This is a genomic window from Streptomyces monticola, from assembly GCF_042665355.1.
GTDB classification, from domain to species: Bacteria; Actinomycetota; Actinomycetes; order Streptomycetales; family Streptomycetaceae; genus Streptomyces; species Streptomyces monticola.
Genome location: NZ_JBHTCF010000001.1, coordinates 216,548 through 233,306 on the forward strand (window position 1 = coordinate 216,548; position 16,759 = coordinate 233,306).

At 72.6% G+C, this 16,759-nt stretch carries 11 protein-coding genes; 10 read left to right on the forward strand and 1 reads right to left on the reverse strand.

From position 1 onward, the window contains the following. The first annotated feature begins 67 nt into the window (after positions 1–67). The 4 genes from ACFQVC_RS00905 to secD all read left to right on the forward strand — a co-directional run bounded on the left by ACFQVC_RS00905 (position 68) and on the right by secD (position 7,392). Positions 68–1,528 (forward strand): 3' terminal RNA ribose 2'-O-methyltransferase Hen1, encoded by a 1,461-nt coding sequence (locus ACFQVC_RS00905; RefSeq protein ID WP_381825314.1) that lies wholly within the window; start codon positions 68–70, stop codon positions 1,526–1,528. Next, complete coding sequence (locus ACFQVC_RS00910) at positions 1,525–4,110, forward strand: polynucleotide kinase-phosphatase (RefSeq protein ID WP_381825316.1); 2,586 nt, start codon at positions 1,525–1,527, stop codon at positions 4,108–4,110. Before ACFQVC_RS00905 ends, ACFQVC_RS00910 begins: the two co-directional genes overlap by 4 nt. 186 nt (positions 4,111–4,296) lie before the next feature. After that, positions 4,297–4,941: a hypothetical protein gene (locus tag ACFQVC_RS00915; protein ID WP_381825318.1), complete on the forward strand. Its 645-nt coding sequence runs from the start codon at positions 4,297–4,299 to the stop codon at positions 4,939–4,941. Positions 4,942–5,025: 84 nt separating this feature from the next. Then, positions 5,026–7,392, forward strand: coding sequence for a protein translocase subunit SecD (secD, locus tag ACFQVC_RS00920; protein WP_381825320.1), 2,367 nt, complete (start codon positions 5,026–5,028; stop codon positions 7,390–7,392). Between the two features lie 61 nt (positions 7,393–7,453). Here the strand turns inward: secD and ACFQVC_RS00925 are convergent, their stop codons facing one another. Then, positions 7,454–8,149, reverse strand: a complete 696-nt coding sequence (locus ACFQVC_RS00925; protein WP_381825322.1) for a DUF4328 domain-containing protein — start codon at positions 8,147–8,149, stop codon at positions 7,454–7,456. Positions 8,150–8,552: 403 nt separating this feature from the next. Between ACFQVC_RS00925 and ACFQVC_RS00930 the strand changes: the two genes are divergently transcribed. From ACFQVC_RS00930 to ACFQVC_RS00955, 6 genes are all read left to right on the forward strand, one after another. After that, positions 8,553–9,287 carry a Crp/Fnr family transcriptional regulator gene (locus ACFQVC_RS00930; RefSeq protein WP_381825324.1) on the forward strand — a complete coding sequence of 245 codons (735 nt, stop codon included), beginning with the start codon at positions 8,553–8,555 and terminating at the stop codon, positions 9,285–9,287. Positions 9,288–9,354: 67 nt separating this feature from the next. After that, positions 9,355–10,302 (forward strand): nucleotidyl cyclase domain-containing protein, encoded by a 948-nt coding sequence (locus ACFQVC_RS00935; protein WP_381825326.1) that lies wholly within the window; start codon positions 9,355–9,357, stop codon positions 10,300–10,302. Continuing rightward, positions 10,299–12,572 (forward strand): hypothetical protein, encoded by a 2,274-nt coding sequence (locus tag ACFQVC_RS00940; RefSeq protein WP_381825328.1) that lies wholly within the window; start codon positions 10,299–10,301, stop codon positions 12,570–12,572. Before ACFQVC_RS00935 ends, ACFQVC_RS00940 begins: the two co-directional genes overlap by 4 nt. Further along, positions 12,569–13,759, forward strand: coding sequence for a hypothetical protein (locus ACFQVC_RS00945; protein ID WP_381825330.1), 1,191 nt, complete (start codon positions 12,569–12,571; stop codon positions 13,757–13,759). Before ACFQVC_RS00940 ends, ACFQVC_RS00945 begins: the two co-directional genes overlap by 4 nt. A 17-nt stretch (positions 13,760–13,776) precedes the next feature. Then, positions 13,777–14,271, forward strand: a complete 495-nt coding sequence (locus tag ACFQVC_RS00950; RefSeq protein WP_381825332.1) for a Pycsar system effector family protein — start codon at positions 13,777–13,779, stop codon at positions 14,269–14,271. A 13-nt stretch (positions 14,272–14,284) separates the two neighbouring features. Beyond that, positions 14,285–16,759, forward strand: coding sequence for a VWA domain-containing protein (locus ACFQVC_RS00955; protein ID WP_381825334.1), 2,475 nt, complete (start codon positions 14,285–14,287; stop codon positions 16,757–16,759).

The window sequence follows — 16,759 nt, forward strand, 5'->3', positions numbered from 1 at the left end:
TTGTGCACTGAGATGGAAAGCGCGGAAGGTATCCGCAGCTCAGAACGCGTTTTAAGGCGTACCCACTGTGTTCCTGACGATCAGCACCACCGGCACCCCGGACCGCCCCGCGACCGACCTCGGGTTTCTGCTGCACAAGCATCCCGACAAGGCGCAGGCGTTCTCCACCTCGCACGGCACCGCGCATGTCCTCTACCCCGAGGCGAGCGCGGAGCGCTGCACCGCCGCGCTGCTCCTGGAGGTGGATCCGGTGGCGCTGGTGCGGCGGGGCAAGGGCAAGGGGCGTGGCGGGGCGCCCGACGCGGCGCTCGCGCAGTATGTGAACGACCGTCCGTACGCGGCCTCTTCGCTGCTCGCCGTCGCTCTGAGCGCGGTGTTCAAGAGTGCCCTGCGCGGTGTGTGCGCGGCCAGGCCCGAGCTCGTGGGGCAGGCGCTGCCGCTGCGGATCGAGGTGCCGGCGCTGCCCGCGCGCGGTGGTGCGGCGCTGGTCACCCAGCTCTTCGCGCCCCTGGGGTGGGAAGTGGACGCCGAGCCGGTCCCGCTCGACCCGCGGTTTCCGGAGTGGGGCGACAGCCGGTACGTACGCCTCGTACTGGAAGGGGAGTTGACACTCGCCGACGCGCTGCGGCATCTGTATGTGCTGCTGCCCGTGCTCGACGACGCCAAGCACTACTGGGTCGCGCCCGACGAGGTCGACAAGCTGCTCAGGGCCGGTGAGGGCTGGCTCGCGGAGCATCCCGAGCAGAAGCTGATCACCAGCCGGTATCTGTCCCGGCGCTGGTCGCTGACGAGGGAGGCGAACGAACGCCTCGAACTGGTGCGGCTCGCCGACGCCGACGACATCGAAGTCGAGGAGATCGACAACGCCGTCGACGAGGACACGGACACCGAGGAGAAGCCCGTTCCGCTCGCGGTGCAGCGGCGGGAGGCGATCGTCGAGGCGCTGCGCGCCGCCGGTGCCGGGCGCGTGCTCGATCTCGGGTGCGGGCAGGGGCAGTTGGTGCAGGCGCTGCTCAAGGACATGCGGTTCACCGAGGTCGTGGGCGTCGATGTGTCCATGCGCGCCCTGACCATCGCCTCGCGGCGGCTCAAGGTGGAGCGCATGGGCGAGCGCCAGGCGGAGCGCGTCAAGCTCTTCCAGGGCTCCCTCGCCTACACCGACAAGCGGCTCAAGGGGTACGACGCGGCCGTCCTGAGCGAGGTCATCGAGCATCTCGACCTGCCGCGGCTGCCCGCGCTCGAATACGCCGTATTCGGCTCGGCTCGGCCCGTGACCGTGCTCGTGACGACGCCGAACGTCGAGTACAACGTGCGCTGGGAGACGCTGCCCGCCGGGCATGTCCGGCACGGCGACCACCGGTTCGAGTGGACCCGCGAGGAGTTCCGCGCCTGGGCGCACGCCGTGGCCGAACGGCACGGCTACGGCGTGGAGTTCACGCCCGTCGGGCCCGATGACCCCGAGGTGGGGCCGCCCACACAGATGGCCGTGTTCACCCTCCGTGCCGGCAAGGGAGCCGAGGCAGCATGACGACCACCACCACCGCCGGTACCGCCGCGGGGCGGACCCTGCCCGTCACCGACCTGTCCCTCGTGGTCCTCGTCGGCGCCACCGGCTCCGGCAAGTCCTCCTTCGCGCGCAAGCACTTCAAGCCGACCGAGGTGATCTCCAGCGACTTCTGCCGCGGCCTGGTCGCCGACGACGAGAACGACCAGAGCGCCAGCCGTGACGCCTTCGACGTGCTGCACTACATCGCGGGCAAACGGCTCGCGGCCGGCCGCCGTACGGTCGTCGACGCCACCAACGTGCAGCAGGAGAGCCGCAAGCAGCTGATCGAGCTCGCCCGGCAGTACGACGTGCTGCCGATCGCCATCGTGCTCGACGTGCCCGAGGAGGTGTGCGCCGCGCGCAACGCCGAGCGCGCCGACCGGGCCGGAATGCCGCGCCGGGTCATCCAGCGCCACCAGCGCGAACTGCGCCGCTCCCTGCGCCACTTGGAGCGCGAGGGCTTCCGCAAGGTGCACATCCTGCGCGGTGTCGAGGAGATCGACGGCGCGCAGATCAGCACCGAGAAGCGGTACAACGACCTCAGCCACCTCACCGGTCCCTTCGACATCATCGGTGACATCCACGGCTGCCGTTCCGAACTCGACACGCTGCTCGGCAAGCTGGGGTACGTCGACGGCGTGCACCCCGAGGGGCGCACCGCGGTCTTCGTCGGCGACCTCGTCGACCGCGGGCCCGACAGCCCGGGTGTGCTGCGCCGGGTGATGTCGATGGTGAAGTCCGGCAGTGCGCTGTGCGTGCCCGGGAACCACGAGAACAAGTTCGCCCGTTATCTGAAGGGCAGGAAGGTCCAGCACACGCATGGTCTGGCCGAGACCATCGCGCAGATGGAGGGGGAGAGCGAGGAGTTCCGCACCGAGGTGCGGGAGTTCATCGACGGACTCGTCAGCCACTATGTCCTCGACGGCGGCGGACTCGTCGTCTGTCACGCCGGGCTGCCCGAGAAGTACCACGGGCGTACGTCGGGCCGGGTGCGCAGCCACGCGCTGTACGGCGACACGACCGGTGAGACCGATGAGTTCGGGCTGCCCGTGCGCTACCCGTGGGCCGAGGAGTACCGCGGCCGCGCGGCGGTGGTGTACGGCCACACCCCCGTGCCCAACGCGACCTGGCTGAACAACACCATCTGCCTGGACACCGGTGTCGTCTTCGGCGGCAAGATGACGGCGCTGCGCTGGCCCGAGCGCGAACTCGTGGACGTACCGGCCGAGAAGGTCTGGTACGAACCGGCCAAGCCGCTCGCCTCCGAGGCGCCCGGCGGGCACGAGGGCCGGCCGCTCGACCTCGCCGATGTCCACGGCCGCCGGATCGTCGAGACCAAGCACGCGGGCCGGGTCTCGGTGCGCGAGGAGAACGCCGCGGCGGCCCTGGAAGTGATGAGCCGCTTCGCGGTCGACCCGCGACTGATGCCGTATCTGCCGCCGACCATGGCCCCGACCGCGACCTCGCAGATCGAGGGCTATCTGGAGCACCCGGCGGAGGCCTTCGCGCAGTACGCCTCCGACGGCGTCGCGCGCGTGGTGTGCGAGGAGAAGCACATGGGCTCGCGCGCGGTGGCACTGGTGTGCCGGGACGCGCGGACCGCGAAGGAGCGCTTCGGGCTCGACGGCGCCCACGGCGGTGACGGCGCCGACGGGCCGACGGGATCGCTGTACACCCGCACAGGCCGGCCCTTCTTCGACGACCGTGAGGTCACCGAGGAGATCCTCGGCCGGGTCCGCGCCGCCGTCACCGACGCCGGGCTCTGGGACGAGCTCGAGACCGACTGGCTGCTGCTCGACGCCGAGCTGCTGCCCTGGTCGCTCAAGGCCTCCGGCCTGCTGCGCACGCAGTACGCGGCGGTGGGTGCCGCATCGGCCGCGGTGTTCCCCGGTGCGCTCGGCGCGCTCGAAGCGGCCTCCGCGCGCGGGGTGGAAGCGGCCGGCGACCTCCTTGCGCGCCAGCGCGAACGGGCCGCGGACGCCGCCGCGTTCACGGACGCGTACCGCCGCTACTGCTGGAGCACCGACGGCCTGGACGGAGTGCGGCTCGCCCCGTTCCAGATCCTCGCCGTGCAGGGCCGCAGCCTCACGGGCCACGGCCATGACGCCCAACTGGCGCTCCTCGACCGGATGGTGGAGCACGACGGCTCGGGTCTGCTGCAGACCACACGACGGCTCTACGTCGACACCGGCGACCCCGCGTCCGTGCAGGCGGGCGTCGACTGGTGGCTGGAGATGACCGGGCGCGGCGGCGAGGGCATGGTCGTCAAGCCCGTGCGGGCCGTGGCGCACGACGGCAAGGGCCGCCTGGTGCAGCCCGGCATCAAGTGCCGCGGCCGCGAGTACCTGCGGATCATCTACGGTCCCGAGTACACCAGGCCCGACAACCTGCAGCGGCTGCGCGGCCGTTTCCTCGGCCACAAGCGGTCCCTCGCGATCCGTGAGTACGCCCTCGGCCTCGAGGCCCTCGACCGGCTCGCGGCGGGCGAGCCGCTGTGGCGGGTGCACGAGGCGGTGTTCGCGGTGCTCGCGCTGGAGTCGGAGCCGGTGGATCCGCGGTTGTAGGGGGTGTAGCGGGCGTACCGGTGTGGGGCGAGGCCACGGTGACGTACCGCTGCCGGGTGCGGCCGTGACGTACCGCAGCGGCGCACCGGCGCCGCGACATTGCGCCGCGTCCGGAAGCGGTGGGAACCACTCCGGGCGCGGCGGCGTTTCTCAGGGGAGGACACCACTGGATCGGGGGAGAGTGGCGTGACGGACCACCGCGCGCGGGCTGTGCGTCGCCCGGCCGCCTTCGCGCTCTCCGCGGTCCTCGCCGTCCTCGCCTTCCTCGTGCCGTCGTCATCGGCGCTCGGGGCCCGCATCGTGGCCGCGGCGGGCGCCGCCACCACGCACGCGGGGGCAACCGCCGGCACCCGCCCGACACCGGACGCGCGCCGCACGGTCTTCTCGCCGGACGCGCGCCGCACGACCGCCTCGACGGACGCGCGCCGCACCGTCTCTGCGCCGGACGTGCGCCGCACGGTCTTCTCGCCGGACGCGCGCCGCACGACCGCCTCGGCGGACGCGCGCCGCACCGTCTCTGCGCAGGACGCGCGCCGTACGGTCTTCTCGCCGGACGCGCGCCGCACCGGCGCCCCTGCCGAGGTCCAGCGCGTGGGCGCCCCGGCCCCCTTCTCGTACGGAGCGACCGGACCCGGCAGCGGGGAGCCCCAGTCCGCCCCGCCGCCCCCGTCGCCGCCGCCCGGCCCGGAGATACCGCCACACCGCGCCACGGCCGGCCCGGCCGTTCCGGCCGGCACGGCGGGCCATGCGACGGACGCGGACGTCGCTGTGCCGCAGCCGCGCGGCCCGCCGGGCCCTCGATGGAGCACTCAAGTCCTGGTCGACGCCTGAGCGTTCACGCCTGAGAGCAGTGCGCGTGCGGCAGGCGTCGATCCCGTCTGCCTGCCCCTCGGGGAAACCATGTCCGGGAGAACCATGTCTCGCGCGCCCATGTGGCGGGCGATCGTCGCCCTAGCCGTGATCGCCGCCTCACTCTTCTTCGCCCTCACCCAGTCCGCCCGCCTCGGCCTCGACCTGCGCGGCGGCACCCAGATCGTCCTGGAGACCAAAGACGCACAGAACGCGACCGGTTCGGGAAGAACCATCAAGGCCGACTCCGAGTCGACGCAGCGCGCCCTCGAGGTGCTGCGCCAGCGCGTCGACGCCCTCGGCGTGGCCGAGCCCAGCCTGACCCGCTCCGGCGAGAACCGCATCATCGTCGAGCTGCCCGGCGTACAGGACCCGCGCGAGGCCGCGGAAGTCATCGGCCGCACCGCGCAGTTGACGGTGCACCCGGTCCGCGCATCCGTGGCCGAGCCGGGCGACAAGGCCGGTGGCACATCCGGCACCGCGCCCGACGACAAGGGCGAGCGCACCCTGCCCGACCCCGACCAGAAGGGCGCCTACCTGCGGCTCGGACCGCCGGCGCTGACCGGTGACGGCGTGAGCGACGCCGAGGCCGTGCTCGACCCGCAGAACCTGGCGGGCTGGGTGGTCAATCTCGACTTCCGCGACCAGGCGGGCAAGGACTGGGCGCGGGTCACCGGCGAGGCGGCCTGTGCCGCACCGAACGCCCCGGAGCGGCGCGTCGCCATCGTCCTCGACGGCCGCGTGATCTCGTCGCCGGGCGTCAACCCCGATGTGCGCTGCGGCACCGGCATCACCGGCGGCACCACACAGATCACCGGCGGGTTCGACCAGCAGGAGGCCCGCGATCTGGCCGCCCTGGTGAAGGGCGGCGCACTTCCGGTGCCCGTCGAGGTCGTGGAGCAGCGGACCGTCGGCCCCACCCTCGGCGCCGACGCCATCCAGGCCAGCGCGCAGGCCGCCGTCATCGGGCTCGCCCTGACCGCGCTTTTCATCATCGTCGTCTACCGGCTGCTCGGCGCCCTGGCCACGATCGCCCTGGCGCTGTACGGACTGATCTCCTACGCCACCCTCGTCGCCCTCGGCGCCACGCTCACCCTGCCCGGGCTCGCCGGATTCGTCCTGGCCATCGGTATGGCGGTGGATGCCAACGTGCTGGTCTTCGAGCGGGCCAGGGAGGAGTATCTGGGAGCCCGCACCAAGCGCCTGGACAAGCCGGTGCGCACCGGCTTCGCCAAGGCCTGGAGCGCGGTCGTCGACTCGAACGTGACGACGCTCCTTGCCGCGGGACTGCTGTTCTTCTTCGCCGTGGGCCCGGTCAAGGGCTTCGGCGTCACCCTGTCCATCGGTGTGCTCGCCTCGATGGTCTCGGCCCTGGTCGTCACCCGCGTCCTCGCCGACTTCGCGGTCAAGCGGCGCTTCGTGCGCAATCACCCCGCCCTGACCGGCATCACCACCACCGGCCGGGTGCGGGCCTGGCTCGCCCGGCGCAACCCGCGCCTGGTGCAGCACCGGCGCCGATGGATGGGGGCGAGCGCCCTGCTCATCGTGGTGGCGGTGGCCGGTATCGGGCTGCGCGGCCTGGACTTCGGGGTGGAGTTCACCGGCGGACGCCTGGTCGAGTACAGCACCAGCAGGCCCGTGCAGGTGGACACCGCGCGGGAGGCCGTGGCGGACGCCGGGTTCCCGCGTGCGGTGGTCCAGGAGTCGGGTGACGGGGACATCTCCGTACGCACGGAGAAACTCACCAACGACCAACAGCACACGATCAAGGAGGCATTGGGGCAGCACGGCGGCGAAGTCACCGTGGAGCGCGATGAGCTGATCGGGCCGAGCCTCGGGGACGAACTGCGGCAGAAGGCGCTGATCGCGCTCGGGATCGCCGTGGCCGCGCAGCTGCTCTATCTGACCGTGCGGTTCCGCTGGACCTTCGCGGCCGCGGCCGTGACGGCGATGGTGCATGACGTGCTGCTGGTGGTGGGCCTGTTCGCCTGGATCGGCAAGCCCGTCGACAGCGTCTTCCTGGCCGCGCTCCTGACCGTGATCGGCTATTCGGTCAACGACACCGTCGTGGTCTTCGACCGGGTACGCGAAGCGCGCCGCCGCGATCCGCGCACGGCCCTGGAGACGACCGCGAACAAGGCCGTCGTCCAGACACTGCCGCGCACCGTCAACACCGGTATGGGCGCCCTGTTCATCCTGGCCGCCCTCGCCGTGCTCGGCGGCGACTCGCTCGCGGACTTCTCCGTCGCCCTGATCGCGGGCGTCCTGGTCGGCATGGCGTCGACGGTGAGCCTGGCGGTGCCGCTCGCCGTGAGCCTGGAGTCCCGCTGGCCGGCACCGCCGCCGCGGCAGCGGACGCGCACGGACCGGCCGAAGGGGGCGGGACCCCTGGAGGCCCGCAGAAGCGAGCGCGACACGGGCGCGGTCGTCTGAGCCGCACCTTGCGCAAGGCCGGCACCGCCCCGCCGCCTCGGCGCCCCGCCGCCCCGCCGTCTCAGGACTGTGCGGCGGCGGGGTGGCCGGCCTGCAGGGCGCCGAGGCGGCGTACGACGAGGAAGGTGAGGGCGCAGGCGACGACGAGCGGCACATCGGCGAGGAGCAGGGTGTCGAGGCCCTGCCGCACCTCCCACGTGGCGTCGGTGCCCCCGAGCTCCTTGAGCCCCTGGGACAGTTGGAGGACGGCGGCGACGACGGCCAGCCACCACACGGTCAGCAGGCCGTTGCCGCGCCGCTGGTCGGGCCGCGGGGTGGAGGCGGCCCAGATGTCGTTGACGATCATCTTCGGTACGAAGAGCAGTCCGATGGCACAGAGGAAGCTGAGCAGCAGCCATCCCGCGCCGTGCCGCTGCTGCCAGGCGGGGTCCAGCAGGCGGGCGTTGGCGCGCATGCGGGCGAACCACACGGCGAGCAGGACCACGGTGACGCCGAGACAGATTTTCAGGGCGCCGAGGAGATTGCCGAGCCACATGTCGGCGCGTATGTAGCCGTCGGCGGTGCGGACCGAGGCGTTGTCGTGCAGGGGCCCGATCACGGAGTCCATATGCCACTGCGCGACGGCGGCAGCGACGGTGGCGACGGCGGTCACGGCAAGCGCCCCGCTCGCGAGGTGCCCGAGGGTGTGCGGCAGACGGATTCCCGGCCGCGGCGACCCCTCGCCCTGGGGCTCGGCGGCGGGGGAGGGGGTACTCATGCGGGGATCCGATCTGTTGAGCAGGTGGCAGGCAGCGGGTGGCGGGTGGCAGACAGCGGGTGGCGGGTGGCGGGTACATGTAGTCATATCAAGCCCGGATACGGCCGGGACGACCGCTGCCCCCGCGGGCCTGCCCGCCGTCCCGGCTGCAGGGGAGGACGGCGCCGCGAACCGCGCCCCTCGCGGGGGGTATCCGCCAATTCAAGCCATGTATGGCCCCGGCGGCCGACAGCCTCCAAGGTCATATTGACGGGCCCTCGGCCGCCCCTTACTTTTTCACTCCCCTAGTGAGTGACACAGCATCAATATCTTTGCTGTGAACGCGACTTGGGCTGTGCGTCCGGATACCAGCGAATGGCCGTGGTCCCCCGATGGGCCAGACGATCCATGGCGGGGGCGAGCAATGAGTCTGTTCGGGCAGGGCCGTTCGTTCATGGAGGCGCTCACGCCCCAGGACCGTGCCACCCTGCTCGCACTCGGCATGCCGCGCACCTACGGCTCCGGCGAGATCATGCTGCGGGAACGGGACACCACCACCTTCGTGCTGCTGCTCCGCTCGGGCTGGTCCGTGGTGTCCGTGGACACCGAGCGAGGCACCCGGCTCATCCTCGCCCTCCGCGGTGCCGGTGAGGTCGTCGGCGACCTCGCGGCCTTCGACCAGGGGCCGCGCAGTGCGACAGTGACCGCCCTTGGTCAGGTCGAGGCGGTGCTGGTGTCCGGAGGGCGCTTCCGCGGCTTCCTGGCCGCCCACCCGCACGCCACTGCCCTGATCATGCGTCAGCTCAGCGCCCGGCTGCGCAGCGCCGACGTGGAACGCCGCTCACTGGCCTCCGAGTCGGTGCTGCGGCGCCTGGCCGCGCGCATCGTGGAGCTGGTCGAGCGGACCGGCCGCAAGAGCGGTGAGGGTGACGCCATGGTGATCGAACTCCCGCTGCCCCAGCACGACTTGGCAGCGGCCATCGGTGCGACCCGTGAGGCAGTGGCCAAGGCGCTGCGCTTTCTCCGGGACCAGGGCGTGGTGCGCACCGCCCAACGGCGCCTGACCGTCACGGACATGGAGGTGCTCACCCTGCTCGCCGAGGGACGGGAGAGACCGCCGCGCGCAGGACCGCCGGAGAAGTTCCCTCCGGGTGTGTAAACGGCTACATCGCCGGCCGCTCCGGGCGGCCACGCTGGTCCAGTCAGCACAGCGTCAGGGGGTACGGGTGAGCAGTGCGGGAGCGGTCCACAGGCTGGTGGTCTTCGGTGACGCCTGCGGCTCGGGGAAACTGGGAATGGCGGCCAAGGAGCGGATGCGCGCCGGGATGTACGGCATCTTCGGCGAGGCCTTCGCGGCCATCGGCGAGACTCGCCGCCACCAAGAGGACAGGGGCGACGGCATTCTGGTCGCCCTGGACCCTGCGGTGCCGCCGGTCCTGATGGTCGGGCGGTGGATCGACACCGTGCACCAGGCCCTGCGCGAACTGAACTCCGGCAGTGCCGAGCGACTGCGGCTGCGCATCGGCATGAACGCCGGGCTCGTGCTCGACGACGGCAAGGGTCTGGTGGGCCGCGCGGTGGACCTCGCCTGCCGGTTGTGCGACAGCCCTACGGCCAAGCAGATCATGGCGGCGGCCGGCACGTCGGACGTACTGCTCGTGGTGTCGGACGCGCTCTACACCGGTGTCGTCGCGGAAGGCGGCCGGTACGTCGAGCCCGACTGCTATCGCAGCGCGCGGGTCGAGAACAAGGAGACCGACGAGCGCGCCTGGTTCTACGTGCCGCGCTTACCGGAACCGCCCATGGGGGGTGCACGCGGGGCGGGCGGCGGATCCGGGACCGGCGGGGGGCTGGAGCCCGGTGCCGGATCCGCGCCCCGCGAGTGCGGTCCTGGGAGCGGCGGGGCAGCGCCCGCCGAGGGGGAGGGCAGGCCTACCGAGGGGGAGGGCGGGCCCACCGAGGGGGAGGGCGGGCCCACCGAGGGGGAGGGCGGGCCCGCCGCCGCTCCCAGGACGGTGGTCAATGTCCGCGGCGACGGATTCCAGGTGAGCGACAGCGTCATCCACGGCGGCATCACCGGCTTCCACAAGGACCGTGGTCACCCGCCGGCAGGCGGGACCGAGCCCGTCGGCGAACAGGATCGCCGGCCCTCCGGGCAGGGAGGCGAGGCATGAGCGACGAGCCCGAGGCCCCGGCAGCGGAAGCGCCGCCGGAGGACGGCCCGAAGGCGGGGGCCGACCCCGAGGAGCAGCCGCAGGAGGGCGCGGAGGCGGAGCCGGAGCCCAACCCCTTCGACCAGGCGGGCCGCAACCCGCTCAGCGGCTCCGGCGGCACCGGTGGCTCCGCCACCGCCACCGCGGCGCGGCGCACCTTCGCCGCGCGCGGCAGTGAGCGGACCGTCGAGATCGGCGGGGACGGGGCGTACTTCGAAGGCAACTACTTCGTCAGCCAGTTCGGTGTCGGTGCGGGCCCGCGCCTCGTGGCGGGCGATGTTCCCACCGAGGAACTGCTCCGGCTCGACGGCGTCTACTGCGAAGCGCGGGGCTATGGGCGGATGAAGGAGCGGCTGCGTGCCTGCGGGCTCCTGGTGCTGTGCGGCGAGCGCGGCAGCGGGCGATCGGCGACCGCGCTGGCGCTGCTCGCCGAGCTGACCGGCCACCGGGTGACCCGGCTCGACTCCAGCCACACCGTGCACGAGCTCACCAAGGAAAACCTCGTGGGAGGCCGAGGTCACCTCCTCGAACTGCCCTCGGCCGACGCCCTGCGCGAGCCGGAGCCGGCCGCGGGACAGACCCGTGGACCCGGCCGTCTCTCCGAGTTGCACCTCGATCAGTTCAGCAGCCTGCTCCAGGCCGAGAAGGCCTTCGGCGTGGTCCTGGTGGAGAGCGGGGACCTGGCCGACCGGCTGCTGCGCGGACGCTACGGGATGAACTGCGCACCGCCGCCCTCGCAGGATGTGCTCGACCGCCATCTGCGGGTGCTGCTCAAGGACGCTCCCGACGGCGCTCTCGAAGAGGCCCTCGCACTCGCCGCCCGCAGCGACGTCCAAGAGGCGCTCGGCCTGGACGCGCTGCGGCCCCGGGAAGCGGCCCGCCTCGCTCAACTGCTCGCCCGCCGCCAGCGCGAGGAACTCGGCGACGAGGAACTCCTCGACGAATGCGCCGCGTTCGTACGGGCCCAGGCGCGGGCCTGGTTCGCGGGTGCGGACCGCCCCGGTACGGTGCCCGAGGCGCTGCCCGCGCTGGGTGCCGCCGCCTTCCGCACGGCCGTCGCGGTGTTCAACGGCTCCGCCTACAGCCTGACCGCCGAGGCCGGGGAACGGCTTGCCTGGGAGATGGCGGTCACGCTCGACCCCGGCGAGCCCGTCGGCCGGCGCCTGTTCGGCACCCGTGCCGACGCCCGCCCGGCGCTGGCCCGCGCGGTGGTCGAGCAGGGTGAACTCGACCTGGGCGACGCCAAGGTGCCGGTCGACGCCATCCGCTTCCAGGGCGCCGGACTCGCCACCGCCGTGCTGCGCGAGATCTGGCACGGCTACCACAATATGCGCGGCCCGCTCGCGCGCTGGCTGCGTGACCTGTGCGACGACCCGCGCCCACAGCTGTGGGTGCGGGCCTCCATCGCGGCCGGCGTGCTCTGCTCCTGGGACTGGGCGCACGGCTCCGGCGAACTGGTGCACCCGATGGCCACATCCGACAGTCCCGTCCTGCAGATGGCGGCGGCCACCGCGCTGTCCGAGGCCTCCCGGGAGCCGGCCGTGCAGCCCGCCGTCGCCGCGCTGGTGAAGGAGTGGGCGCAGAGCGGCGGCACGGCGGTGACCACCACCGCCGTGCTCACCCACGGCTACGGCATGGCCGCGGGTTCGGTGGCAGCTTCCCTCGACGCGCTGGCGAAGCTGGTGCGCACGGGCGAGCCGGACACTCTCGGGCATGCCTCCTTCAGCGTCATCCGGCTCCTTGCCGGGGCCGAGCCGGAGACGGTTCTGGGCCGGCTCGACGACTGGCTGCGCGATGGACGGCGGGAAGCGGCCGACCTTGTGCTGCTCGCCGTGATCGGTGCGCTCAAGACCCGCACCACCTATCTGTGGGGTCTGCAGGAGGTGCCGGCACTGGAACCGTACGGCGCCCGGCCGCTCCTGGCAGCTCTGCTCGCCGTCCGTCCCGGGCTCGCCGACCCCCTCGCCGGGCTCGTCCGGCACAGCCTCGCCACGGCGCGATCGGGCGCGGCGACGCTCGACGCCCTCAGCGTCCTGGTACGGCAGTCGGCCGACGACGCGGAGCAGGTGGATCTCTTGTGTGCCTTCCTGCCGCGGCTCTCCGTCGAGCGCCGTGAGCGGGACAGGCTGCGCCACCTCCTTGCCCGTCTGGTCAAGGACCCGGACGAACTGTTCGACAGGACCACCGCGCGACGGATGTGGAACGCGGTGCAGGAAGGAGCTGAGCGATGATCGGGCCACCCGCAGACGGGCCCCGCGCGGAGCAGCATCACGACGGGCGCCCGGCGGGCCCGCTCCTGGGGGAGCGGGCCGGGCCCTACCGGCGCCGGAGCGGACAGGTCGCGGCGGTGTTGCTGTACGGCAACGGCGGCCACAGCGTGATCTGGCCCGACCGCGCCGAACACCACAACAAGCCCTGGATCGGCTCGGCGTACACGGCCTTCGAAGTCCTCCTCGGGCGGTACGTCACCGACTTCGAGCTGGCGCTGCCCGCGGCCGGAGACGACCAGTCCTTCGCGGCCAGGGTGCGCCTCGAGTGGGAGGTCGAGGACCCCTACGCCGTCGTGACCAAGAGCGTCAGAGATATCCGGCTGCTCCTGGAAGGCGAGCTCCTCGACGCCCTGCGGCCGATCTCGCGCCGTTTTCGCCCCACCGACGCCCAGCGAGTCGACGAGTCCGTACAGGACGAACGGCGTGCCGGCCGCCTGGACTTGGGCCGCGACCTGGGGCTCCGGACCACGATCAGGGTGTTCATCGACCTGAGCGAGGAGGTCGGCAGCGAGGTCGGCGCCTTCAAGAGCATCGGCAAGGAGGCGGCCAAGAAGAAGCAGGAGCTGCACAAGCAGCACGAGATCGAAGCCGAGGAGCAGCGGCTGTTCGAGGCGAGGGCGCGCGACATCGAGCAGGTCCTGCGCGGTGGCCGGGAGGCGGAGATCGTCTATCTGATGTCCCGCAACCCGGAGAAGGAGTGGGACATCCTCGAGGCCGTACGGCGGGAGAAGCGCGAGGAGAAGGCGGACTTCATCGCTCTCTTCAACCGGCTCATCGACAGCGGAATGCTGGAGCGTCACGACGTCGGCGAGCAGACCTACGAAGTGCTCCAGTATCTGCGCGACAGCACCAACAAGGTGCTCCCGGACAACGCGCGCCGCCCGCTGACCGCGCCCGAGGGGCGCCGGCCACGGCGACAGATCGAGGAGCGCGGACGGGAACCGGAGCCCGATGTGCCGCCGTGGGAGACAGATGAGGACGCCGTCGGCTCCTGGGGTGAGGACGAATCCTGGGACCCGGACGAGGAGTCCAAGCCGAAGGTGCACGAGCCGACCCGGGTCGATCCCGGTTCCGAACGTGCCCACGCCCGCACCAAGTCACGCAACGCCAAACCGAGTTCGGCCTTCGACGACTGGGGGGACGAGTGAACTGCCCGACTCCGGCGATGGGTTCGGCGACTGCCGCCGAACCCGAGCCGGCCGATGCGCGCTTCATGGCGGAACGGCTGCTGACCTCGGTGCGCGAGGACATAGGCAGGGCCGACGCCAAGGCGGCCATGGTGCTGTCCGGCAGCGTCGCCGTCCTCGCGGTCGTGCTTGCCCGGGGCATCCCGGCGACCGGCACTCAGGGGGTCGCGGCGGGGGCCGTCCCGCTGGGCGGGCTGGTGTGCGTGGCCGGGATGCTGATGCTGGTCGGTGTCATCCTGCCCCGCACCCGGATCGGCGCCGACCGTACTTTCCTGCGCGACTTCGCCCTCGGTACGCCCGTGGAGGAGCTGCACGCCCGGCTGTCGGCGACGGCCGGGGACGTCGTCGCCTGGCTGCTGAGCCAGGCCAGCGTGCACGGCGCGGTCCTGGCCGCCAAGTACCGGTGGCTTCGCCGCGGCGTGTGCTGCCTCTTGGCGGGCGGCGCGCTGCTCGCCGTCGGCATGTGGTGGTGAGGGAGCGATGACGTTGAGCAGAACACAGCGGCGTACGGCGGCTCGTACGCCGTTACGTGGCTCATGGGCCTGCGCGGTGACAGGTGCCGTGTGCGCGCTGCTGGCGCTGCCCGGCCCGCCCGTCGCGGCGGCCTCGGGCCCGTACGGCGTGATCGCCCCGCGACAGCATTCCGCGACGGCCGCCCCGGCGCACACCGCGCCGGGCGCCGCGCTCGCGGCGCCCGCTGCCGACGACGGGCCCGACCCGATCGACTTCGCCGTTGTCGTCGACCAGTCCAAGAGCCTCGCCGACAAGGATCTGGCCCGTGAGGTGGAGGCGGCGTCACTGCTCACCCAGGGAGAGATCTCCGAGCGCTCACGGGCCGCCGTCATCGGCTTCGGCAGCTCGGAGAAATCCGGCCAGACGCCCGTGCGCGAAGTGTGCGGCCTGACCACATCGGACGCGTCGGGGCGGCAGAAACTCTCCGACTGCGCCCAGGAGTTGTCCGACCGCGACCCCCGGCGCATGGGCCCTGGTACCGATCACCCGGCCGCGCTGCGCCAGGCGGTGGACCGGCTTGCCGAGGACGGGCGGGCCGATACGCCCAAGGTGGTGTTCCTGCTCACCGACGGCAAGCTCGACGTGCGCGACAGCCCGGAGTACGGCGCCGATCCCAGCAGCCGCCAGGCCAACGCGGCCAAGCAGCTCGACGAGGAACTCCGGCGCGCTCGCCGCGAGAAGATCCAGGTGTGGCCGCTCGGCTTCGGCAGCCACATCGACAGGAAGGCGCTCGCGCGGATGGCCTCGGCCGGCCACCGCAACGGCTGTGCGGACCTGCCCGGCGCCGCCCCGCGGATGCGCGTGGTCAAGAGCGCGGCCGAGATCGACAAGGCCCTGCAAGAGACCTTCGCTGCGGCCCGCTGTGCCCGCGTCGCCCAGGGGACCGTCGGCAAGCCGCCCGCCGATCTGCGGGTGAGCATCCCGCCCATCGCCACCGACGGAGCGATCACGGTCACCAAGCACGACCGCAAGGTGGCCGTCACCTACTACGACCCGCGCGGCCGCAAAGCGCCCACGCGGGGCTCGGCCGACGGTTCCAGCTTTGAACTCAGCGGTCAGGACGGGCCGGTGGAGGCGCTGCGGGTGAAGAACCCGCTGCCAGGCCGCTGGCGGGTGCACCTGGAGGCGCCCGAAGGCCACCGCGACCGCGAGGTGGCCGTTCGTGCCATCTGGCAGGGACGGCTGCGGTCAGCCGTCACCCTGGACCCGGCCTCTCCACGCCCCGGCGAGCGGGCCGTCGTCGAAGTGCGGATGCAGACCCGGCGCGGCGTCGTCATCACCGATCGTTCCGAGGTCGAAGGCCTCAAGGCGTCCGCCCGGATGTCCGGCAACGGTTTCGCCCCGCTGGTCGTCCCGCTCTCCGACGACGGGCGCAAGCCGGACGCAGAGGCAGGGGACGTGCGCTATACGGGCGAGTTCACGCTGCCCTCCGACGCATCCGGCACCCTGGCCCTCACCACACAGTTGGCGGCGCCAGGTGTGACCAGTGACCGGCGTCCGCTGTACGCCCGGGTCGCCTCGGGCACACCGCAGCTCACCGCCGGGATCTCCGTCGACCGCGCCACCGCCCGCCCCGGAGACACCGTTCGCGGCAGCCTGGACCTCACCAACAACGACTCCGCACCGCACACGCTGCGCCTGGGCCTTGCCGACCAGCCGCCGGGCAGCGCGCTGCGGATCAGCCCCGCCACCGTCGAGGCGCAGCCGGGCCGGAGCCGGAGCGTGGAGTTCCGAGTCGAGGTCGGCAAGGACACCCCACTGGGCGAACTCGGCGGCCGTATCACCGTCGTGGACACCGACGACGACGGTGCCGTGCTCGACACGGCCTTCGTCGGCATCCGGGTCGAGGCCGCCCCCACCTGGTGGGACCGCTTCTGGGGCGCCATCCTCGGAGCCGGGCTGCTGGTGCTGCTGCTCGCCGCCTTCGCGCTCGTGCGCCTGAAAGCCCGCCGGGAACGCAAGGACCTGCGCGGGGTGCGGATCGAGCTGCGCGGCGACGGGCTGCGGCCCGACGAGCTGACCGTGCGCTCCGGCCAGAGCACGAAGGGGGAGTTCCACTTCACCGTGGACCGCTCGCGCGGCGGGGCGCCGGCACTGCGCCGAGCGGGCCCGGGCACGGGCGGCGCGCACCGGCTGCGACGCACCGCGGCGGGTGAGTTCATGTTCCGGCCCGACCGGGGGCGCGAGCGCCGACTGCCGTCCGGAGAGGTCTTCGCACTCGGCGAAGGGCTCGAACTCCTCGTGCACGACCGGAAATCGGCCACAGGAGCCCGGCGTCGTCCCGGCAGCGCCGGAGGACGAAGCGGGAGAGAGCGGGGAGACCAGGACGGCACCGGCCGTCGACCGGGGGCCTGGAGGAGCACGCCACGCCGGCGGCCCGGACCCGCATCGCCCCCGGGTGGCGAGCAGCCGGCCGGCAGCAGCCGCCGCTTCGATCCCAACTTCTGA

Coding starts and splice junctions, on each gene's coding strand:
- ACFQVC_RS00910 (WP_381825316.1), top strand. CDS start 1,525: ATGACGACCACCACCACCGCCGGTACCGCCGCGGGGCGGACCCTGCCC.
- secD (WP_381825320.1), top strand. CDS start 5,026: ATGTCTCGCGCGCCCATGTGGCGGGCGATCGTCGCCCTAGCCGTGATC.
- ACFQVC_RS00950 (WP_381825332.1), top strand. CDS start 13,777: ATGGGTTCGGCGACTGCCGCCGAACCCGAGCCGGCCGATGCGCGCTTC.
- ACFQVC_RS00925 (WP_381825322.1), bottom strand. CDS start 8,149: ATGAGTACCCCCTCCCCCGCCGCCGAGCCCCAGGGCGAGGGGTCGCCG.
- ACFQVC_RS00945 (WP_381825330.1), top strand. CDS start 12,569: ATGATCGGGCCACCCGCAGACGGGCCCCGCGCGGAGCAGCATCACGAC.
- ACFQVC_RS00930 (WP_381825324.1), top strand. CDS start 8,553: ATGAGTCTGTTCGGGCAGGGCCGTTCGTTCATGGAGGCGCTCACGCCC.
- ACFQVC_RS00940 (WP_381825328.1), top strand. CDS start 10,299: ATGAGCGACGAGCCCGAGGCCCCGGCAGCGGAAGCGCCGCCGGAGGAC.